This is a genomic window from Photobacterium minamisatsumaniensis, assembly GCF_050336695.1.
GTDB lineage: Bacteria > Pseudomonadota > Gammaproteobacteria > Enterobacterales > Vibrionaceae > Photobacterium > Photobacterium minamisatsumaniensis.
This window is the reverse complement of record NZ_JAKJSI010000022.1, coordinates 41,346-63,822: the sequence shown is the minus strand read 5'-3', so window position 1 is coordinate 63,822 and position 22,477 is coordinate 41,346. Positions and strand designations below refer to the sequence as shown.

At 47.2% G+C, this 22,477-nt stretch carries 17 protein-coding genes; 15 read left to right on the top strand and 2 right to left on the bottom strand.

The window, feature by feature from the left end; genetic code table 11:
- Positions 1–63: 63 nt before the first annotated feature.
- The 8 genes from leuA (at position 64) to thiQ (ending at position 9,166) form a co-directional block, all read left to right on the top strand.
- A complete protein-coding gene (gene leuA / locus L4D78_RS12370) occupies positions 64–1,614 on the top strand; it encodes a 2-isopropylmalate synthase (RefSeq protein WP_428467207.1) in 1,551 nt (516 codons plus the stop codon).
- A gap of 2 nt (positions 1,615–1,616) precedes the next feature.
- Positions 1,617–2,705, top strand: a complete 1,089-nt coding sequence (gene leuB / locus L4D78_RS12365; protein ID WP_428467206.1) for a 3-isopropylmalate dehydrogenase — start codon at positions 1,617–1,619, stop codon at positions 2,703–2,705.
- Positions 2,706–2,728: 23 nt separating this feature from the next.
- Complete coding sequence (leuC, locus tag L4D78_RS12360; RefSeq protein ID WP_428467205.1) at positions 2,729–4,162, top strand: 3-isopropylmalate dehydratase large subunit; 1,434 nt, start codon at positions 2,729–2,731, stop codon at positions 4,160–4,162.
- Between the two features lie 16 nt (positions 4,163–4,178).
- Complete coding sequence (gene leuD / locus L4D78_RS12355) at positions 4,179–4,781, top strand: 3-isopropylmalate dehydratase small subunit (RefSeq protein ID WP_428467204.1); 603 nt, start codon at positions 4,179–4,181, stop codon at positions 4,779–4,781.
- A gap of 155 nt (positions 4,782–4,936) precedes the next feature.
- Complete coding sequence (locus L4D78_RS12350) at positions 4,937–5,719, top strand: DUF547 domain-containing protein (protein ID WP_428467203.1); 783 nt, start codon at positions 4,937–4,939, stop codon at positions 5,717–5,719.
- Positions 5,720–5,857: 138 nt separating this feature from the next.
- Positions 5,858–6,844: a thiamine ABC transporter substrate binding subunit gene (gene thiB, locus L4D78_RS12345; protein WP_428467202.1), complete on the top strand. Its 987-nt coding sequence runs from the start codon at positions 5,858–5,860 to the stop codon at positions 6,842–6,844.
- Between the two features lie 13 nt (positions 6,845–6,857).
- Positions 6,858–8,453: a thiamine/thiamine pyrophosphate ABC transporter permease ThiP gene (thiP, locus tag L4D78_RS12340; protein ID WP_428467201.1), complete on the top strand. Its 1,596-nt coding sequence runs from the start codon at positions 6,858–6,860 to the stop codon at positions 8,451–8,453.
- Positions 8,447–9,166 (top strand): thiamine ABC transporter ATP-binding protein, encoded by a 720-nt coding sequence (gene thiQ, locus L4D78_RS12335; protein WP_428467200.1) that lies wholly within the window; start codon positions 8,447–8,449, stop codon positions 9,164–9,166. The genes thiP and thiQ overlap by 7 nt, the downstream gene beginning before the upstream one ends.
- 76 nt (positions 9,167–9,242) lie before the next feature.
- Here thiQ and L4D78_RS12330 read toward each other — a convergent pair whose 3' ends face one another.
- Positions 9,243–10,619, bottom strand: coding sequence for a PhoH family protein (locus L4D78_RS12330; RefSeq protein ID WP_428467199.1), 1,377 nt, complete (start codon positions 10,617–10,619; stop codon positions 9,243–9,245).
- 348 nt (positions 10,620–10,967) lie between these two features.
- Between L4D78_RS12330 and rapA the strand changes: the two genes are divergently transcribed.
- The 3 genes from rapA to L4D78_RS12315 all read left to right on the top strand — a co-directional run bounded on the left by rapA (position 10,968) and on the right by L4D78_RS12315 (position 15,803).
- Positions 10,968–13,886, top strand: a complete 2,919-nt coding sequence (rapA, locus tag L4D78_RS12325; RefSeq protein WP_428467198.1) for an RNA polymerase-associated protein RapA — start codon at positions 10,968–10,970, stop codon at positions 13,884–13,886.
- Between the two features lie 150 nt (positions 13,887–14,036).
- Positions 14,037–14,744 carry a bifunctional tRNA pseudouridine(32) synthase/23S rRNA pseudouridine(746) synthase RluA gene (rluA, locus tag L4D78_RS12320; protein WP_428467197.1) on the top strand — a complete coding sequence of 236 codons (708 nt, stop codon included), beginning with the start codon at positions 14,037–14,039 and terminating at the stop codon, positions 14,742–14,744.
- 90 nt (positions 14,745–14,834) lie between these two features.
- A complete protein-coding gene (locus L4D78_RS12315) occupies positions 14,835–15,803 on the top strand; it encodes a D-2-hydroxyacid dehydrogenase (RefSeq protein ID WP_428467196.1) in 969 nt (322 codons plus the stop codon).
- A gap of 96 nt (positions 15,804–15,899) precedes the next feature.
- Here the strand turns inward: L4D78_RS12315 and djlA are convergent, their stop codons facing one another.
- Complete coding sequence (gene djlA / locus L4D78_RS12310) at positions 15,900–16,733, bottom strand: co-chaperone DjlA (RefSeq protein WP_428467195.1); 834 nt, start codon at positions 16,731–16,733, stop codon at positions 15,900–15,902.
- 191 nt (positions 16,734–16,924) lie between these two features.
- Here djlA and lptD point away from each other — a divergent pair, with 191 nt between their 5' ends.
- The 4 genes from lptD to rsmA all read left to right on the top strand — a co-directional run bounded on the left by lptD (position 16,925) and on the right by rsmA (position 22,431).
- Entirely contained in the window at positions 16,925–19,270 is a 2,346-nt protein-coding gene (gene lptD, locus L4D78_RS12305) for an LPS assembly protein LptD (RefSeq protein ID WP_428457407.1), read from the top strand.
- Between the two features lie 65 nt (positions 19,271–19,335).
- On the top strand, positions 19,336–20,640 hold the full coding sequence (gene surA, locus L4D78_RS12300) for a peptidylprolyl isomerase SurA (protein ID WP_428467194.1): 1,305 nt from the start codon (positions 19,336–19,338) through the stop codon (positions 20,638–20,640).
- Complete coding sequence (gene pdxA, locus L4D78_RS12295; protein WP_428467193.1) at positions 20,627–21,619, top strand: 4-hydroxythreonine-4-phosphate dehydrogenase PdxA; 993 nt, start codon at positions 20,627–20,629, stop codon at positions 21,617–21,619. The genes surA and pdxA overlap by 14 nt, the downstream gene beginning before the upstream one ends.
- Positions 21,616–22,431, top strand: coding sequence for a 16S rRNA (adenine(1518)-N(6)/adenine(1519)-N(6))-dimethyltransferase RsmA (rsmA, locus tag L4D78_RS12290; RefSeq protein ID WP_428467192.1), 816 nt, complete (start codon positions 21,616–21,618; stop codon positions 22,429–22,431). The genes pdxA and rsmA overlap by 4 nt, the downstream gene beginning before the upstream one ends.
- Positions 22,432–22,477: the final 46 nt, after the last annotated feature.

Sequence of the window (22,477 nt, the reverse complement as noted above, 5' to 3'; positions counted from 1 at the left end):
CGAAGCCAGCGCAAGCGGATGCAGACTAAGCCAATACAGGCAGGCGAACGAAAGGAAGTTGCAATGAAAGATCAAGTCATTATTTTCGATACCACTTTGCGTGATGGTGAGCAGGCGTTATCAGCCAGCTTGACGGTAAAAGAAAAACTACAAATTGCCTATGCCCTTGAGCGCCTAGGCGTTGATGTGATTGAAGCCGGTTTTCCAATTTCGTCACCGGGTGACTTTGAGTCAGTTCAAACCATTGCTAAGCACATTAAAAATAGCCGAATTTGTGCACTTTCTCGTGCGGTTGCCAAAGACATTGATGTGGCAGCCGAATCGCTAAAGGTCGCTGAAGCTTTCCGTATTCATACTTTCATCTCAACCTCAACCGTCCACGTTCAAGACAAACTGCGCCGTAGCTATGACGATGTGATTGAAATGGGTGTCGCAGCAGTAAAACGGGCGCGTAACTACACCGACGATGTTGAGTTTTCTTGTGAAGATGCTGGTCGTACACCAATTGATAACCTATGCCGTATGGTAGAGGCCGCAATCAATGCGGGTGCGAACACCATCAATATTCCTGATACCGTTGGCTACACCTTACCCAATGAGTTTGGTGGTATCGTTAGCCAGTTATTCGAACGTGTTCCGAACATAGACAAAGCCATTATCTCTGTGCACTGTCATGACGACTTGGGGATGTCGGTAGCGAACTCGATGGCTGCCGTTCAAGCGGGTGCCCGTCAAGTCGAAGGGACTATCAATGGATTAGGTGAGCGGGCAGGTAACTGTTCACTGGAAGAAATCGCGATGATCATCAAAACACGCGCAGACTTCCTAGGTGTTCACACCAACCTTAAGCATGATGAAATTCACCGCACCAGCAAGATGGTTAGCCAGCTTTGTAATATGCCTATCCAGGCGAATAAAGCCATTGTTGGAGCCAACGCCTTTAGCCACTCATCAGGTATTCACCAAGATGGCATGCTGAAGAACAAGAACACCTACGAGATCATGACCCCAGAGACAATTGGTCTTAAGAACCAAGCCTTGAACCTAACGTCACGCTCTGGCCGTGCCGCAGTGAAAAGCCATATGGATACATTGGGTTATACCGAAAACGAGTACAACCTAGACGAGCTATATGCCGACTTCCTAAAACTTGCCGACCGCAAAGGCCAAGTGTTCGACTATGACCTAGAAGCCCTAATGCATTTTGCTAACCTGCGCGATGAAGATGACTACTTCAAACTGAATTACCTAAGCGTACAATCAGGTAGCGTAATGGCCACCACCAGCATCAAACTGCTATGTGGTGATGAAGAGAAATGTGAAGCTGCTGTCGGTAATGGTCCTGTTGATGCGCTATACCAGTGCATTTACCGCTTAACCGGCTACGACATTGTATTGGATAAATTCGACCTAACCGCGAAAGGTGAAGGTGAAGACGGCCTAGGCCAGGCTGACATTATTGCCAACTACAAAGGCCGTAAATACCACGGTACTGGTCTAGCAACAGATATCGTTGAAGCATCAGGCCAAGCCCTACTACACGTGATCAACAGTATTCATCGCGCTGATCAAATTGAAGAAATTAAACAGAAATCCCAAATGGAGACAGTATAACCATGGCAGGTACATATAAAATTGCCGTTTTACCGGGTGACGGTATTGGTCCAGAAGTAATGCAACAAGCACACAAGGTGCTGGATGCCGTTCAAGAAAAGTTTGGTTTCACCCTGACCTGCAACGAATATGATGTTGGTGGCATTGCTATCGATAACCATGGTTGTCCGCTTCCAGATGCAACATTGAAAGGTTGTGAAGACTCAGACGCGGTGCTATTTGGCTCGGTAGGTGGTCCAAAATGGGAGCACCTTGCACCCAACGATCAACCTGAGCGTGGGGCACTGCTACCATTGCGTAAGCATTTCCAACTGTTCTGTAACCTACGTCCAGCACAAATCCACAGTGGACTAGAGGCATTCTCACCACTACGTGCCGATATTTCAGGACGCGGCTTCGACATTGTCGTTGTACGTGAACTAACAGGTGGCATCTACTTCGGTCAGCCAAAAGGGCGTGAAGGCGAAGGTCCACAAGAAAAAGCGTACGATACCGAGGTGTATCACCGCTACGAAATTGAACGCATTGCCCGTATCGCGTTTGAATCTGCAATGTTACGTAAAAAAAATGTGTATTCAATTGATAAAGCGAATGTACTACAAAGCTCTATCTTATGGCGTGAAGTGGTTGAAGAAGTCGCGAAAGACTATCCAGAAGTCACGCTAAACCACATGTACATTGATAATGCGACCATGCAGTTGATCAAAGATCCGTCACAGTTCGATGTGATGCTGTGTTCTAACATCTTTGGCGACATCATCTCTGATGAGTGTGCAATGATCACCGGCTCTATGGGCATGCTTCCTTCAGCCAGCCTAAACCAAGAAAAATTCGGCATGTATGAACCAGCAGGTGGTTCTGCGCCTGATATCGCAGGTAAAAACATCGCCAACCCTGTTGCTCAAATCCTATCTGCGGCACTAATGCTGCGCTATAGCTTAGGTGAAGACGATGCAGCTCGCGCTATCGAGCAAGCGGTATCACAAGCACTGGAAGCGGGTGAGTTAACCGCTGACTTAGCAGGGAATACCCCAGCTCTAAGCACCAGTGAAATGGGCGATAAGATTGCCCAGTACATTCGTCAAGCCTAAGACTGCAATAAGGAGCAAGAGCAATGTCAAATAACAAAGCGCCCAAGACGCTATATGAAAAAGTCTACGATGCCCACGTTGCGGTCGCCGCTGAAGGCGAAAACCCGATTTTATATATCGACCGCCACCTAGTACATGAAGTGACCTCACCACAGGCATTCGACGGGCTACGAGAAAAAGGCCGTAAGGTACGCCAAGTGGGCAAAACATTTGCCACAATGGATCACAATGTATCGACGCAGACCAAAGACATTAATGCGTCTGGTGAAATGGCGCGTATTCAGATGGAAACACTGGCCAAAAACTGTGAAGAATTTGGCGTCACTCTGTATGACCTTAACCACAAGTACCAAGGTATCGTCCATGTCATGGGGCCTGAGCTTGGCATTACCCTACCGGGTATGACCATTGTTTGTGGTGATTCGCATACCGCAACTCACGGTGCATTCGGTTCATTAGCATTTGGTATTGGTACGTCTGAAGTTGAGCATGTTCTAGCCACCCAAACCCTGAAGCAAGCACGCGCCAAAACCATGAAAATCGAGGTTAAAGGCAAAGTTGCGGAAGGCATTACCGCAAAAGATATCGTACTGGCGATCATTGGCAAAACGACCGCAGCAGGTGGTACCGGCTATGTAGTTGAATTCTGTGGTGAAGCAATTACCGATCTAACGATGGAAGGTCGAATGACGGTATGCAACATGGCCATTGAGTTAGGTGCTAAAGCAGGCCTAATCGCACCAGACCAAACCACGTTTGATTACATTAAAGATCGTAAGTTTTCACCAACAGGCGGCAATCTTGATGCCGCTATCGAATACTGGAAGACTCTGGAAACGGATGCCAACGCACAATTTGATGCTGTCGTGACCCTAGAAGCGAAAGACATTAAACCTCAGGTAACTTGGGGTACAAACCCAGGGCAAGTGATTGCCGTTGACCAGCCAATTCCAACCCCGACAGACTTTTCTGATCCAGTAGAGCAAGCATCTGCCGAAAAAGCACTGGCTTACATGGGCTTAGAAGCAGGTAAAAAACTGTCTGATTTCAGTATCGATAAAGTTTTCATTGGTTCTTGCACCAACTCACGCATAGAAGATATGCGCGCAGCAGCTGCAATCGCTAAAGGCCGTAAAGTGGCAGCAAATGTTCAAGCGCTTGTTGTCCCAGGCTCTGAGCAAGTAAAAGCACAAGCCGAAAAAGAAGGTTTAGACAAGGTATTCATCGAAGCAGGCTTCGAATGGCGTTTACCTGGCTGTTCAATGTGCCTAGCAATGAACAATGACCGCCTTGGTCCTCGCGAGCGCTGTGCGTCAACCAGTAACCGTAACTTCGAAGGTCGCCAAGGCCGTGATGGCCGAACGCACCTAGTCAGCCCTGCCATGGCTGCAGCAGCGGCATGTGCTGGTCACTTTGTCGATATCCGTGAACTAGATAACGTTGCAGTAACTGCTTGAGAAAAGGAACGAAACAATGACAGGATTTAAACAACATACTGGCTTGGTTGTTCCATTGGATGCCGCCAACGTCGACACCGATGCCATCATTCCAAAGCAGTTTTTACAGAAAGTAACTCGCACCGGTTTTGGTCAGCACCTATTCAATGATTGGCGTTTCCTTGATGATGCAGGCAAACAGCCAAACCCTGAGTTTGTGATGAATGCCCCACGCTATCAAGGTGCAAGCATCTTGCTAGCTCGCGAAAACTTTGGTTGCGGTTCATCTCGCGAACACGCACCTTGGGCATTAGCTGATTACGGTATCCAAGTGATGATCGCACCGAGCTTTGCTGACATCTTCTATGGCAACTCAATCAATAACCAAATGGTACCTGTTCGCCTAACCGATCAAGAAGTTGATGAGATCTTCCAATTTGTTGAAGCTAATGAAGGCGCGGAAGTGACGGTTGATCTAGAAGCAATGCAAGTGACGGCCAACGGCAAACAGTACAGCTTTGAAATTGATGAATTCCGTCGCCACTGTCTGTTAAACGGCTTGGATAACATCGGCCTGACCTTACAGCATGAAGGTAAAATTTCAGCTTATGAAGAGAACATCCCTGCTTTTCTTGCATAATTGCCTGAACTAATAAACTATCAACACCTCGGCTAATGCTGGGGTGTTTTTTTATCTAATGATGAAATAAATATTGATAAACCAAGGTCATATATAATTAACACCAATCTGGGTTAGTAACAAAAAAGCCAGCAAGCTAACACTAAGGATTTCTCATGCGCCTATTCGTCGCCTGTTTACTGCTACTCACTTCCACATTCTCACTGGCGGCTCCCAAGGCCGAGCTCTGGGCTTATTGGCAAACAAACAATGCATCCAGTCAGCAAATTGTTGACCACCAGCGTTGGCAAACACTGCTTGATAAATACCTCAAGGTTCAGCCAAACCAAACTCTCTTTCGCTACCAAGCAGTGAGTCAAAATGATAGGTATGAATTAAGTCGTTATATCCGCGATCTGGCTGATAAAGATCCCCGACAATTGAATCGTAATGAACAGTTTGCCTACTGGGTAAATCTCTACAATGCGATGACCGTCCAACTGATCCTCGACAATTACCCCGTAAAATCCATCACCAAATTAGGCGGTTTTTTTAGTTTTGGGCCATGGAATGAAAAACTGATCACCATCAGTGGACAGAAGCTTTCCCTGAATGATATTGAACACCGGATCTTACGCCCGATCTGGCAAGATCCTCGCATTCACTATGCCGTGAATTGTGCCAGCCTCGGCTGCCCTGATCTGCTACCGACAGCCTTTACCTCTAAAAACAACGGATCATTGCTAGAGCAAGCCGCACATCGCTTTATCAACAGCAGTAAAGGCGTGAGTACCACAGGAACAAGTACTCGCTTGTCATCGATCTACGATTGGTATAGCAGTGATTTTGGTGACACATCTCAGCTACAAGACCACATCAATCAATATCATCAAGGCGCAACGATTCAGCTCAATAAGGTGCGTTATGACTACAATTGGTCATTAAATGAAGTGCGTTAAGCATCTTGCCGTGTAGTAAGTAATCGCCGTTTTGCGCTGGCAACAAAATAGTAGGCACATTACAATAGCGCTCGTCTTCGTTGGGGTTTCCCCAACCCACCTTCCTCTTGCAGGATGCGAGAGTATCAGGAGCGCACCGTGAAACAGCTATTACCCATCATTACCCTTTCTATCGCAGCAAGTTCCGCTTGGGCTTCAGACAATACCCTTACCGTGTATACCTACAGCTCATTTGCTTCTGACTGGGGGCCTGGTCCAGCAATCAAGCAAGCATTTGAAGCTGAGTGTGATTGTAACCTTGAGATGATTGCGTTAGATGATGGGGTATCAATCCTGAACCGTGTCCGCCTAGAGGGCAAGAACACCAAGGCCGATGTACTGTTGGGACTCGATAACAATCTTATCAGCGAAGCAAAGAAAACGGGGCTTCTGGCCGAACACCAAGTTGATACCAGCAACGTGAATTTGCCAAATGGCTGGTCAGATACCACTTTCGTTCCGTATGACTTTGGCTATTTTGCCTTTGTGTATGACAGCAGCAAGCTCACCAATCCACCCAAAAGCCTAAAAGAACTGGTTGCTAGAGGTGATCTCAGCATCATCTACCAAGACCCTCGCACTTCAACACCAGGGCAAGGGCTGATGTTATGGATAAAATCAATCTACGGTGACAAGTCTTCAGAAGCTTGGCAGCAACTGGCCAAGAAAACCGTTACGGTAACTAAGGGTTGGTCTGAAGCCTATAGCATGTTTCTGAAAGGCGAGTCTGATATGGTGCTGTCATATACGACCTCACCCGCTTACCATTTGATTGCGGAAAGCGATGATAAATACAAGGCAGCTGACTTTAGCGAAGGGCATTATATGCAAGTCGAAGTTGCCGCAAAATTAAAGAGCAGCTCCAACCAGGCACTGGCAGATAAATTCATGGCTTTTATCTTAACGCCTGAGTTCCAGTCCGTGATCCCTACGGGCAATTGGATGTACCCCGTCATTAAACAAACACTGCCTGAAGGGTTTGAACAGCTTACCCTCCCAGCCACATCGCTAGAGTTTGATGCAGATAAAGTCTCGGCTCAGCGACGAAACTGGATACGAGAGTGGCAACAAGCTCTAACGCAATAGTAGGCACTCACATTTGAACACCCGAATTCGCACTTTATTGCCCGGCATCATCGCCGCCGGGCTGATCCTATGCCTCGTTATGACAGCACTCAGCGCGTTAGTAGGTGAAGCCCTTGAGTTGAATATACTCACGCTATGGCAAGATAGTTACCTTCGCCATGTCACTCGCTTCACCTTTATCCAAGCTTTGTTGTCGACTTTACTCAGTGTGCTGCCTGCCATTCCAACGGCTTACGCCCTGTCGCGACGGCAGTTTCCGGGTAAGGCTTTACTGCTGCGGTTATTTGCGATGACCTTGGTGCTGCCTGTTTTGGTCGCCGTTTTTGGCTTACTCGCCATTTACGGTAAAAGTGGCTTAATAAACCAATACCTCCAAGCATGGGGTTGGCAAGGATCACTGTCTATTTATGGCCTCAATGGTATCTTGCTTGCACATGTTTTCCTGAACTTACCGCTTGCAGCTCGCTTATTATTGCAAAGCTTGGAAGGTATCCCTTTTGAGCAGCACCAATTAGCCACCCACCTTGGGCTATCAAGCTGGCAAAAATTCAAGCTCGTCGCTTGGCCTCGCTTACGTCAACAATTACCCCATGTGATTGGTCTGATCTTCATGCTTTGCTTTACCAGCTTTGCCGTGATCATGTCCCTCGGGGGAGGCCCAAAAGCAACCACGATTGAACTCGCGATTTATCAAGCATTGCGTTACGACTTTGATTTAGCTGGTGGTGCTATTTTAGCCCTATGGCAAATGCTGCTTTGCTGTAGCTTGGTGCTGTTTAGCCAGCGCTTTGCCAAGCCACTGCCAACATCCAATCAATCCGTTGCCAAAAACCTACCGCGTTGTTTTGATAGCAAAAGAGAAAAGTGGTGGGACGGCACTTGGATTGCTTTGTCGATGGTATTAGTTTTACCGCCCCTTATTGCAGTATTCATCGCGGGTATAAATAGTCAAACCATCGCACTATTAACCACCCCAAGCCTATGGCAAGCCGTCCTAAATTCACTGCAAATAGCTCTATTGTCATGTGCTTTAGCCTTAACAGGGGGCATCGCCATTTTGCTGACCAGCCGTCAGTGGCGGCTTCAATGTAAGAAGTGGCGGGCAGACGGCATTGAGCTTATTGGCACCATCATTTTAGTCACGCCAGGTTTAGTGCTCAGCACCGGAATTTTCTTACTGCTACGCCAGTATACCGATGCTTTTGCTGCGGCTTTCTGGGTTGTGGTTACCGTTAATGCCCTAATGGCGCTGCCGTATGTACTAAAAACGCTAAGTCAACCAATGCTCCATGTTGCCCAGCAATATGAACCTCTCTGCCAAAGCCTTGGTATGTCAGGTTTGTCACGCCTAAAACTGGTTGAATGGCGCGCCCTTAAAGCCCCTATCGCTCAAGCTCTGGCGATAGGTTTCGTTCTCTCATTGGGCGATCTCGGCGCCATCGCACTCTTTGGCAGTAATGACTTTCAAACCTTACCGCTGTACTTATTTCAATTGCTAGGCAGCTACCAAATGGATGCCGCAGCGGTTGCCGCACTTATCTTGCTAACCCTTAGTTTGGGGTTATTTAGCCTAGTTGAAAAAATGATCATTCGGACCTCGTCATGCTAACCATTCAGCAATTAAGCCATAGCTACCGACACCCTACGCAACGAGAAAGCTCAACCACTCTGTGTTTTGATCTTAATGTCGAACAAGGGGAAATTGTTGCTTTACTTGGACCGAGTGGGGCAGGGAAAAGCACATTGCTGGCTATGATTGCAGGCTTTTTATCGCCTGATAGTGGTCAGTTAACCATTAACGGTAAGCTCATTGAGCATCAGCACCCGGCACAAAGGCCGTTATCGATTTTATTTCAAGAACATAACTTATTTCCCCACCTGAGCGTTTTTGAAAATATCGGCCTAGGGTTACACCCTGGGTTGAAGTTAACGGATCATGACAAAGAAAACATTGTGGTGACTGCCGCCAAGGTCGGTGTTCAAAATTACCTAGACCGTCTGCCCGAGCAACTGTCAGGTGGCCAGCGCCAACGTGTTGCGTTGGCTCGGTGCTTGATCCGTCAACGGCCCTTGCTTTTATTGGATGAACCGTTCTCGGCTCTAGACCCTGCCCTGCGAAAAGAGATGTTAGAGCTCGTCAAAAAACTGGCCAAAGAACAAGCTACAACCGTATTGATGGTAACCCACAGCCCAGAGGATGCCGTGAAGGTTGCAGATAAATGTGCCTTTATTGAACAAGGAGAAGTGACCGTTTTTGGTCCAACCAAAGAAGTCATTGAATCACCCAATCATGAAGCCCTGCAACGTTACCTCGGACGTTAACGTCAATCTCTCGTATAAAGAAAAAGGAGTGATGCATACGCACCACTCCTTTTTATAGCTCTAGCAATTAAATGGGCTATAGGTTTTCTTCTGCAAACTCGGCCAAACGGCTACGTACAACACCGTTAAGGTAAATGTTGGCACTACCCTCGAAGTTTTTGAATCGCTCGACAATATAAGTCAAGCCCGAGGTGACGGGAGAAAGGTAACTGGAGTCAATCTGCGCTAAGTTACCGGAACAGACAAGCTTGGTGCCTTCCCCACAGCGGGTGATAATGGTTTTGATCTGTGAGGCGGTTAAATTCTGACATTCGTCCAATAAAACAAATGCATTCTGGATAGAACGACCACGCATAAAGTTGATCGATTTGAACTGGATATTGGCTTTATCGTAAATGTATTTCATCGAGCCATCGGTACACACATCATTCTGATGCAAGGCTTCCATCGTATCGGTCACCGCGGCGAGCCATGGCATCATTTTTTCTTCTTCGGTACCCGGCAGGTAACCAATTGACTCTGCTATCTCTGGGGTGTTTCGGGTGACGATAATTTTATCGTACATTCCTTTTTCGATAACTTGCTCAAGCGCTGTTGCCATCGCAAGGATGGTTTTACCACAACCGGCAGGGCCCGTCAGAATCACTAAATCAATACTCGGATCCATCATGGCATCGATCGCCATACCTTGATAAATATTCTTAGGGTGGATCCCCCAAGCCTGACGATGCATTAGCCGTTCGTGGCCGATATCTTTCAGTGTTAGTGTATCCCCCTTTATCGCTTGTACTCGCCCAGCAAAATCAGACTCCTCATCGATTAGGTACTGATTAACAAATGGGGCTTCAAATAATTCTGCCGGAAGGGTATGCAGCGTAGAGCGTCCCCGGCTTTCCGAGTGACATTCGGCTACCCTCTCCCAGAAATTCCCTGAATACTTATGGAAACCTTTGGTTAATAGCTTCACATCATCAATTAGCTGATCAGATCGGTAATCATCAACAAAACAAACACCCGCCCCTTTGGCACGGAGTCGCATATTGATATCTTTGGTAATAAGCACCACTTCACGGGGCGCATAGTGGGCTTGCAGGTAGAGCACACCGTTTAAAATCCGATTGTCACCGGCTTTATCGGTAAAAGCATGCACGGTTTCTGTCACTTCGTAATCGGCAAAGATCGCAATCGTGCCTGATTTTCCTCCCTGTTTGTGAAATGAAATCCCTTCAGCTATCTGTTCCGGTGTCGCATCGTGGAAGATATCTTCTAGGGCGCGGATAGCAACTCGAGCATCACGGGCGACATCGCGCTTACTGTCCTTGATGCGATCAAGCTCTTCAAGCACCGTCATCGGGATCACAACGTCATGCTCGTTGAAGGAATAAATAGCGAGGGGTTCATGAAGTAGAATATTGGTGTCTAGTACAAAGACTTTCCGTCCTACGTCATCCATAGGTACCTCCTTGGTAATAAGTTAACAGTAAAAATTACTGTTGTTTTTGAAGCATCAGCCAAATCGCTGCTGTTACTATTAAAGACCGGAGATAATTAAATAAATGTGACACTTAGATAATGCGAGTTTCTTGACACTTTAGCCGTGACCTTGCTCACGGCATGCAGTAACATAACTCCCCTTTTTTACCGATGCGAATTCTGGCTTACACTTATATACCGACAACCTTGCAATTAGCAGGAAGTTTTCTTTCTGTTGTACGGTATTACTTTGAGTGTAGTTCAAAAATGCTAGCGCATCGGTTTAGCATTTTCCTTAATATCAAATAATTAGAAGGTTTTAACCACTATGCCATTTGCTTTGGGTCAACGTTGGATCAGTGATACTGAAAGTGACTTAGGTTTGGGTACTGTTGTTGCAGCTGATGCCAGAACCGTCTCCCTAATGTTCTCTGCCTGTGAAGAGAACCGTCTGTATGCTCGAAATGACGCTCCCGTGACCCGCGTAATGTTCAATGTCGGTGATGTGGTTGAAAGCCATGAAGGTTGGTCGCTGAAAGTAGAGCGTGTCGACGAAGACGGCGGTGTTTTCACGTATGTGGGTACGCGTACTGATACCGAAGAAGAAGATGTCACGTTGCGTGAAATCTTCCTCAGTAACCAAATCCGCTTCAACAAGCCACAAGATAAGCTTTTTGCAGGTCAGATCGACCGTATGGATCGCTTTGCGCTCCGCTACCGAGCACTTAAGAATCAATATGAACAGCATAAAAGCCCGCTACGTGGCCTTTGTGGCATGCGCGCAGGCCTGATCCCGCATCAGCTCTATATTGCTCATGAGGTTGGTCGTCGCTACGCGCCACGTGTGTTACTGGCCGATGAAGTCGGTTTAGGTAAAACGATCGAAGCCGGTATGATCATCCACCAGCAAGTACTGTCTGGCCGTGCCGAACGCATTTTGATCCTCGTGCCTGAAACACTTCAGCATCAATGGCTGGTTGAGATGATGCGTCGCTTTAACCTTTATTTCTCCATCTTTGACGAAGAACGCTGTGTTGAAGCTTTTGCTGATTCAGCGAACCCATTCGATACTGCTCAGTATGTACTGTGTTCCCTCGACTTCTTGCGTAAGAGCCGTCGTCGCTTTGAGCAAGCACTCGATGCAGACTGGGACTTAATGGTTGTGGATGAAGCCCATCACCTAGAGTGGAGTGAAGACAAGCCAAGTCGTCAATATCAAGTTGTCGAGCAATTAGCAGAAAAGACCCCTGGGGTACTTCTACTAACCGCTACACCAGAGCAGCTTGGTCATGAGAGTCACTTCGCCCGCCTACGCTTACTCGACCCCGATCGCTTCTATGACTATGAAGCCTTTGTCGAGGAAGAGCGTCAATATGCTCCTGTTGCAGATGCCGTTTCACGCCTACTATCGGGTGAAATACTGGATGATAATGCCAAAAATACACTTGTTGAATTACTGCCAGAACAAGATATCACTCCAATGCTTCGCACTATTGAAGCCGATGACGCTGATACCGAGCAGCAAGAAAGCATTCGCCATGAGTTGATCGATAACCTAATGGATCGCCATGGTACAGGTCGCGTACTTTTCCGTAATACGCGTTCAGCAATCAAAGGGTTTCCGCAACGCCACCTCAATATGTACCCGCTTGCGCTACCAGCCCAATATCAAACGGCAATGCGTGTCGCTGCGATGATGGGTGGCCAAATGAACGAAGAGCAGAAGGCTGTTAAGCTGCTCTACCCTGAAGATATTTATCAGGAATTTGAAGGCGAATCAGCAACGTGGTGGAACTTTGACCCGCGTGTTAACTGGTTGCTAGACATGCTAAAAGCCAATCGCCAAGAAAAAGTTTTGGTCATTTGCTCACGCGCCCAAACAGCATTAACCCTTGAGCAAGCATTACGTGAACGTGAAGGTATTCGCGCTACCGTGTTCCATGAAGGTATGTCGATTATCGAACGCGATAAAGCCGCAGCTTACTTTGCTCAAGAAGACGAAGGCGCACAGGTTCTGCTTTGTTCTGAAATTGGTTCAGAAGGACGTAACTTCCAGTTTGCCAACCAGCTAGTGATGTTCGATCTTCCCAATAACCCTGATCTTCTGGAGCAGCGTATTGGCCGTCTTGATCGTATCGGCCAACAACGTGATATCGAAATTCATGTACCTCACCTACAAGGGACATCGCAAGCATTGCTAGCGCGTTGGTACAACGAAGGTTTAAATGCCTTTGAAGAAACCTGTCCAACAGGTCGCGCTATCTACGATGCTTTCAGTAGTGATTTGATCACACTACTTGCAAGTGATAAGCCTTGCGGTGAACAGCTTGAGCTTCTGATCGAGCAAAGTGCTGCCATGCACCAAACACTGAAGAGCAAACTCGAGCAAGGCCGCGACCGCCTATTGGAAATTCACTCAAACGGTGGTGACAAAGCGCAGCAGCTAGTTGAACAGATCAGTGCCAAAGATGGCGATACCAATTTGGTCGCCTTTGCATTGGGCCTATTCGATACCATCGGTCTTAATCAGGATGATAAAGGCGAGAACGCTATTGTCGTTACACCATCGGAACACATGATGGTGGCAAGCTACCCAGGCTTGCCTTATGACGGCTGTACCATCACATTTGAACGTGACACTGCAATATCTCGTGAAGATCTGCACTTTCTCAGCTGGGAGCACCCGATGATCCAAGGTGGCATTGACTTGCTACTGTCAGAAGGGGTCGGGACAACGGCGGTATCTCTACTTAAAAACAAAGCGTTACCTGCAGGCACCCTACTGCTTGAATTAGTGTACGTGGTTGACGCTCAAGCACCGAAACAATCGGGTATTGGTCGTTTCTTACCGAAAACACCGATTCGTATTCTGCTTGATGCCAAAGGCAATAATTTGTCGGCCAATGTAGAGTTCGAAGGCTTCAACCGCCAGTTAAGCCCAGTTAACCGCCACCTTGGCAGCAAGTTAGTTAACTCAGTACAAAAAGACATTCATGTCTTAATTGAGCATGCTGAAGAGGCTGTTGCCAAAGAGCTGGTTACCGTTCGCGAAAACGCTCAAGTCGAAATGGAAACTAACCTGCGTGCTGAGCTTGCTCGCCTACAGGCACTGAAAGCGGTCAACCCGAATATTCGTGATGACGAGTTAGAGCTGCTGGAAAACCAAATCCAAGAGCTCACAGGCTACATTGCCAAAGCGCAAGTACAGCTTGATTCATTACGCTTGATTGTTGTTAGCCACGGTTAAATTTATCAATCAATGTAATACTCAAAGCCGCCATTCATATGGCGGCTTTTTAATGCCTGCTAATAACCATCTCAGTATGCTCAACGCTAGGGGGCACTCACCGTGCTGTGATATTATTCCCGCCCTCGCAACTAGATGATCAGGTCTTTGATGAAACCCTTGCCCGTATTGGATTACCATCCACCAACCGACCCTTGGCTCGATATTTTATACCTCGATGATGATCTCATTGCTATCAATAAACCATCAGGGCTGCTTTCTAACCCAGGCCGAGATCCAATCCACTATGACAGCGTTTTTAGCCGGGTGATCCGAGATTACCCTGACGCCCAGTTAGTTCACCGACTGGATATGTCCACCTCTGGATTAATGATCCTTGCTTTGCATAAAGAAGCTGAACGCAATCTAAAAATACAATTTCAGGATCGCAAAACTGAAAAGGTTTATTACGCCCGAACCTATGGGGTTGTTGATCAAATCTCCGGCACAGTTGATCTTCCACTGATCTGTGATTGGCCCAATCGCCCTAAGCAAAAAGTCTGCTTTGAACATGGCAAACCATCTGTCACCCACTACCAGCGGCTCAGTCATGATGAACAATCTAGCCTTGTTCGTTTAAGGCCTGTAACAGGCCGCTCGCATCAGCTACGCGTCCACCTTTTAGCGCTCGGTCAACCCATTCTTGGCGATCGGTTTTATGCCAACGAAGAAGGGCGCGCCATGGCGGAGCGATTGCAACTGCACGCTGCGGAGTTGTCATTCTTCCACCCAACAACAGGTGAGCCAATGCACCTGTTTGCCCCTTGTGATTTTTACCCTGAAGCGCCGAAGAGCACACTGTTAAACGAAGAAAGTTAGCGCTGGTTCAAAAATTCGATACGACATATTGAGGCTAGGTATAGAAGTAAGGTTAACTGATACTATTATCCCTATACCCAGACTCAAATTATGCCGTCATCCGCAACTGAAACCATTGTTTTTCTTGACCGAGACACGATCCCTCAGCATATTCAGCTTTCCGTCCCAAACTTTCCACATCAATGGATTGATCACTCTGCAACCGAGCCAGAGCAAATAGTTGAACGCTTGACGAATGCCACTATCGTCATCACCAATAAAGTGGTGCTTGATGCCACCATCTTGAGCCAGTTGCCTCAACTTAAAATGATCGCGATTTCTGCCACGGGCACCAATAATGTTGACCTCGGTTATTGCCGAAGTAACGGCATTATTGTCAGTAACGTTCAAGGCTACGCGGTAGGTTCAGTACCTGAGCACGCCATTGCGATGATGTTTGCATTACGCCGTAATCTAATGGGTTACCATCAGGATATTCAAAATGGTGTATGGGCAGAAAAAGGACAATTTTGTTTTTTCACTCACCCTATTGGCGATATTCAAGGTGCGACGCTTGGGATCATTGGCAGCGGTGGCCTTGGTCAAGCAATGGCGCATTTAGGCAAGGCGCTTGGAATGAAGGTCGTATTTGCTGAACGCAAAGGGGCACCGACCTGCCGCGAGGGGTATCACTCGTTTGATGAGGTCATTTCACATGCGGATATAATTAGCCTGCACTGTCCGCTAACAGAACAAACAACGAACCTGATTAGCAAACCAGAACTTGAAAGCATGAAAAGCAGCGCATTACTGCTCAATACCGCCCGCGGCGGCCTTATTGATGAACAAGCTTTGGTCGATGCTCTAAAGTCAGGATCAATTGCAGGGGCTGGCATTGATGTATTCACAGCAGAACCAGCCCCACATGACAATCCATTAATTGCCAACGCCAAGCTACCTAACTTATTACTAACGCCGCATGTCGCTTGGGGCTCTGACAGCGCCATTCAAGGGCTCGCCGATCGCTTGGTTGATAACCTCAACGCCTTTGCCGCGGGAACGCCACAAAACAGGGTATAGCCCTTATAGGGACTCTGAGTCATCACTTAAAAACAAAAAACGAGAGCTTTAGCTCTCGTTTTTATTAGCTCGCAAACTCGATGAAATGGACTAAGTTTACTTAACCCCTTTTTCCTTGCGGATTAAATCATAAGCCGCCTGTAGTTCTTGAGTCTTCTGTTTTGCTAATTCCATCATTTCAGGTGGAAGCCCTTTTGCTGCCAACTTATCTGGATGATGTTCATTCATTTGTTTCCGGTAAGCACGCTTAAGCTCTTGCGCTGTGGCCGTTTCTTTTACACCAAGCACTTCATAGGCATCAGCAAGTTGATCTTGCGTCGGCGCTTGCTGAAAACCGCCTTGCTGGTTGAAACCACCTTGCTGAAAACGAAATGCAGCCTCTTGCATATGCAGGCGCTGCTCTAGTTGGCGCTCTGAGAACCCCAAATACCGCGCGATAACATGCAACAGTTGACGCTCGCTCGGATGCAACGTGCCATCAGCAAAAGCCGCTTGAATTTGCAGCTCAAGGAAAAACTGTAATAAATCCGCTCGACCCGCACAGCCTGTCCGTACTTTGCTCAATGTCTCTTCGAGTGGAAATCCTTCTTCTTTGCCATCACGAAACGCATTTTGGGCTTGACGACGAGATTCACCATGAAGTCCCATCCTATCCATAATGGCACTGGCGACTCGGATCTCATCTTCTGTTACATGCCCTTTTGCTTTAGCAACATGCCCCATAACCGCAAAGCCTGCATGAAAAAACTCAGCCTGACGCTCGGCACTTGATGCCTGATTTCCACCAAACCCCGCAAAACTTCTTCTTCGGTAAACTATTGATCGTGCTTTATCGAACTTATGCCCCAAAAAGAGACCTAATAACAAACCAAATGGTCCACCTAGAAGGAAACCAAAAAATGCCCCTAAGATTTTGCCCCAAACTTGCATTCGCTACTCTCTGGTAATTTGCTAAATTTAGAAATATTTATAATAAATTAAACCCGATACAATAACGCCAAAAGATGCCGTCGGGTAGAATTTGCATTATGATAGCTGGCATTTATCGGGAATGCTTGTGAAAACCCGGTCAGCAATAACAAATGCGCTAAAAAAAATTTAATACAGGAATGTTTATTTAGATGTCATCAACTTCCCGCAGCTTATTGGCAACCATGATCAGCCTCGCGCTATTCGGCCCGACAATGGCTTATGCAACACCTGCAACCGATGAAGAGGTTAATGACCATTCATCGGTCAAAGATGGCACTGATGAACTAGAAATGGTTCGTGGCGTGTGTATTGCGCCACAGGATATGCCAGCTGACCCAAACAACGAGCCCATTTTTGTTTCAGCGGATCATGCTGAAGCCAAAACAAACCAGAAAGTGACCTACTCTGGCGATGTAGTATTGCAGCAAGGAAATCGCACTGTTGCCGCAGACAACGCCACGCTACGCCAGCCCGAGAACATAGTGACGGCTGAAGGTAATGTTTATTATCATGATGGTACGCTCGAAGTGTACTCAGATCGGATTCAAAATAATTTGGATACCGACGACGCAGAAATGAACAATGCCGTCTACAGCATGACCTGTGAAGCTGGCCGGGGCGAGGCAGAGAGGGTCACAAAAAGTGGTTTGTCTTATTACCGCTTGAAAAACGGCACCTATACCACATGCCCACCGGGTGATAAAAGCTGGCAGTTTTCCGCCTCTAGCATTGAGCGAGAAAACGATTCTCCTTTTGCAGATATGTATAATGCCCGCTTTGAAATTGCCAATGTCCCTGTTTTCTACATGCCATATTTGCGCGTGCCTGTCGGAAAAGAGCGCTTAACGGGTTTTCTCTACCCCACCGTAAGCTTCGGCTCTCGTGATGGCTTTGAAATGGAAGCCCCGTTCTATTGGAACATCGCCCCTAACTACGACATGACCATTACGCCAAAGTATATGAGCAATCGTGGCCTACAACTGAACTCTAAGTTCCGATACCTCACCGATCTTGGCAGCGGTAGCTTAGAGGGCGAGTATTTAGGTGATGACAAGCTGGCGACCGAAGAAGATTCACGCTGGGCCTTTAACTGGTCTCACCGCGGCTCTTATCAAGGGCACTGGCTCTTCGAGGTTGACTACAGCAAAGTCAGCGATCCAACATACTTTTCTGATATTAGCTCCGGTATTGGTAATCGAGAAGATAACAACCTACTCCAAACGGGTGAAGTGTCATACCGAGATCTTAATTGGGATTCAACACTCAGGGTGCGTAATTTCCAGCCGTTAACCCTTGGCGTATCCTCGAATTACCGCCTCATGCCGCAGCTAGAGTTTAACTATTATCAAGACGATATCCCTTATGGTTTTGATTTTAAGATGAACAGCCACATCAGCCGCTTTGAAAATGATGACTCAAGCAAGCCATCGGCTGATCGTGTTCACCTTGAGCCAACACTAATGCTGCCCTACGCAACACCATGGTGGTCCATGACGAGCGAAGCCAAACTGATGTATACCTATTACAATCAGGACTTCGATGCGTCATTAAATCCAGAGTTGGAAGAAACAGCGTCACGCACCGTGCCGAGCATTCGTCTCCACAGCGGGCTTTATCTTGAGCGTGATACTTTACTTTGGGGAGAGAGTTATACCCAAAGTTTGGAACCTCAAGTCCAATACCTATACGTGAAAGACGTTGAGCAAGATGATATTTTTGCCGCGTACGATACAACGCTGATGCAGACCGACTACTACGGCCTGTTCCGTGACAAACGCTACTCAAGCGTCGATCGCATCGCTGCTGCCAACCAATTCACTGTCGGCGCAACCTCGCGCTACTTTGATAATGGCTTCAAGGAACGCTTTAACATCGCGGTAGGACAAATATTCTTCCTCAATGACTCTGGGCGTAACCTAGAAGACGGTGATGAGGTCACGCCGAATTACTCTGCGACCGCTTTTGAGTCTGAGTTCAACTACGATGACTGGTTATTCTTCCATGGCGGATTGCAATATGACGCCAACAAAAAGGATCTCCAGTTCGCCAACGGTGCACTCGAATACCGCGAAGGCGGCCTTTTCAGTCAAATCAACTACCGTTATATCTCTCGAGATTATTTACTGGAAAACGTTCTTGATGAGGACGATTTAGATCGCTACACCGAAGACGGAATTTCTCAACTGGGCTTCTCTACCGGGTTCCCCGTTGCTGATGGCGTTACACTCCGTGGCGATTACTATCATGACCTGACTGAAAACCAAATGCTGGAAGGGCAAATCACCCTGAACTTCCGCACTGCGTGTTGGATGATTAGCCTTGGCTATAACGAGTACCTCAAAACACGAGGTAATGTTTCTACCAGCGCTGCAGAGTATGAGCAGAACTTTAGTATCTCATTTAGCTTACTCGGCTTAGCGGGTGTGCCAGCAGTTGGTTCGAGCTCCGATGGAAACTCAATTAGCTACGGTCGTCCATTTTATCTAAACAACTAATGTTACTGGTAGCTTGCTGCTAGAACCTTGATTTACTGCGCCTTCGCGCCACATGGAAATATGATATGAATAATTGGAAGTCTGGCCTGCTTGGCCTTGCTCTATGGGGGCTAACTGCGGGAAGCATTGCCGCTCCACAGGAACTCGATCGCGTTGTCACTATCGTCAATGAAAGTGTGATTTTACAAAGTGACGTCGATGGTATGTTAAAAACAGTTCGCATGAATGCTGATGCTCAAAACCAGCCTTTGCCACCTGAGGAGCTACTCTCAGAGCAAATTATGGAAAAATTGATCATTGAAACACTACAAATTCAACAAGCCGAGCAGTTCGGTATTCGTGTTGATGATACACGCCTTGATCAGTCTATTGCTCAAATGGCTGCAGAGCGCCAGATAACCGTGGCACAACTGCAACACGATCTCGCTCAATATGACATCAGCTTCTCGATGTTCCGTGAACAAATGCGCCGTGACATTACCGCTGAAGAAGTTCGTACAATCCAAGTACGTCGCCGTATTAATATCTTGCCACAAGAAGTGGAGTTGCTTGCCGACCAGCTTAACCAACAAGAGCAGCAAAGTGTACGTTATAACCTGAGCCACATTCAGCTTCGTGTTGAAGAAGGGGCAAATGCCGCAGAACGTGAAAAAGTTGCAGACCAAGCTAAGCAAATTATCAGCGAGCTTCAAGATGGGGCTGATTTTGCCAATTTAGCTTATAGCTATTCGAAAGGCCCTAAAGCCTTAGAAGGCGGTGAATGGGGATGGATGCGAGAAGAAGAAATGCCAACCATTTTTGCCGACCAAGTAAAATCACACGGTACTGGTGCGATTATCGGTCCATTCCGTAGCGGTGTCGGATTCCACATCCTTAAAATCAATCAAGTTGAAGGCTTAGAAACGGTATCGGTCACTGAAGTCAACGCACGTCATGTTTTAGTCAATACATCGGTAATTCTGAGCGATGAGGCAGCACAAAGACAATTGATGGAAGCACGACGCGCAATCATTGCAGGCGAACGTACCTTTGCTGATGTTGCTCAAGCGCTAAGTGCTGACCCTGGTTCGGCAGCCAATGGTGGTGAACTCGGTTGGCAAACGCCAGATTTATACGTACCAGAATTTAAAGATAAAGTAGAAACATTACCAAAAGGCACAATCAGCGAACCATTCAAAACGGTTCATGGCTGGCACATTGTTGAAGTGCTTGAGCGTCGTGATGTTGACCGCACCGATGCCGCAGTAAAGAACCGAGCTTATCGCATTCTGTTTAGCCGTAAATTCAATGAAGAAGCACAGACTTGGCTGCAAGAGCTGCGTGCTGGTGCTTTCATCGAGCAACCGGAAGAAAATAATGACCAAAGTTAATCGTATCGCGATCACGCCGGGAGAGCCTGCAGGGATCGGGCCTGACTTGGTGTTATCATTGGCCCAGCAAGACTGGCCACAGCAATTAGTCATTTGTGCTAATGCTCAGGTTATGGTAGAACGTGCAGCCACATTGGGTTTGCCCATTGAGGTGATCCAATATGATGCCACATTGCCCGCTCAGCCTCACAAAGCTGGGACGTTAGTAGTCGCAAACCATGATTTAGCGGCTCCAGTCGTTGCTGGTGAGTTAAATGAGCTAAATGGTCATTATGTACTACATACTCTGACACAAGCGGCTGACGGCTGTATGAGCGGTGAATTTGCTGCGGTTGTAACTGGCCCTGTACATAAGGGGGCGATCAACCGAGCCGGTGTTTCATTTAGCGGCCATACCGAGTTTTTTGCCCAGCAGTCAGATACAGACCAAGTAGTGATGATGCTGGCAACAGAAGGGTTGCGTGTCGCTTTAGTGACCACGCATATTCCTCTTGCCTATGTATCAAAAGCGGTGACCGAGGAACGCTTACAGCAAGTGATTCGAATTTTACATGCTGATCTTGTCAGCAAATTCGGCCTCGCAAACCCTAAGATATATGTGTGTGGGCTCAACCCACACGCTGGTGAAGATGGCTGCTTAGGGACGGAAGAGATTGATGTAATCAATCCGGCTCTAGAGCAGCTCCGCCAGCAGGAAGGTATGAATTTGATCGGCCCACTGCCGGCAGATACTATTTTCCAAGAAAAATATTTGGCCGATGCTGATACGGTATTGGCCATGTATCACGATCAAGGGCTACCAGTGCTGAAATACAAAGGCTTTGGTAAATCTGTCAACATTACGTTAGGCCTGCCCTTCATCAGAACTTCAGTAGATCATGGTACCGCACTGGAACTCGCGGGTACCGGACAGGCGGACACCGGTAGCCTTTGGACAGCGCTATCGCACGCCCTTGAATTGGTAGAAAAACAAACATGAGCAGCGATCAGGTCCATTTAGGCCACCGTGCGCGTAAGCGCTTTGGCCAGAACTTTTTAAAAGACCCTTACATCATTGATGGCATTGTGTCTTCAATTAACCCTCTTCCAGGTCAAAACCTGGTTGAAATCGGCCCTGGTCTTGGTGCGATCACCGAACCTGTCGGAAAGTTGGTTGATAAATTTTCGGTTATCGAGTTAGACCGTGATTTGGCTGAGCGCCTGCGTAATCATCCTGATCTAGGCAGTAAGCTAACAATTCATGAAGGCGATGCAATGCGCTTCGACTTCACTCAGCTTATTAAGACCAACAACAAGCTACGTATTTTTGGTAACTTGCCATATAACATCTCGACGCCGCTGATGTTCCACCTTTTCTCATTCCATGAGCATATTGAAGATATGCACTTCATGTTGCAGAAAGAAGTGGTTAACCGTTTAGCTGCAGGCCCTGGCAGTAAAGCCTATGGTCGATTGACCGTTATGGCTCAGTACTACTCTCGCGTTATGCCAGTTTTAGAAGTGCCGCCAGAGTCATTTGTACCAGCGCCAAAGGTTGACTCAGCCGTTGTACGTATTACACCGTATGAAACGCTACCGCATCCATGTACTAACCTTAAATGGTTAGATCGTGTCTGCCGAGAAGGTTTCAACCAACGCCGTAAAACCATTCGTAACTGCTACAAAGCATTGCTCACCACCGAGCAACTAGAAAATCTTGGGATCAACCCAGGCCTACGCCCTGAAAACCTGACACTAGAGCAGTTTGTAGGTATGGCTAATTGGCTGGATGCCAACCACGTCAACAAATAGGCCCTGCTGTCACATCGCCTAATTTGATAAACCCGCGCATTCGGCA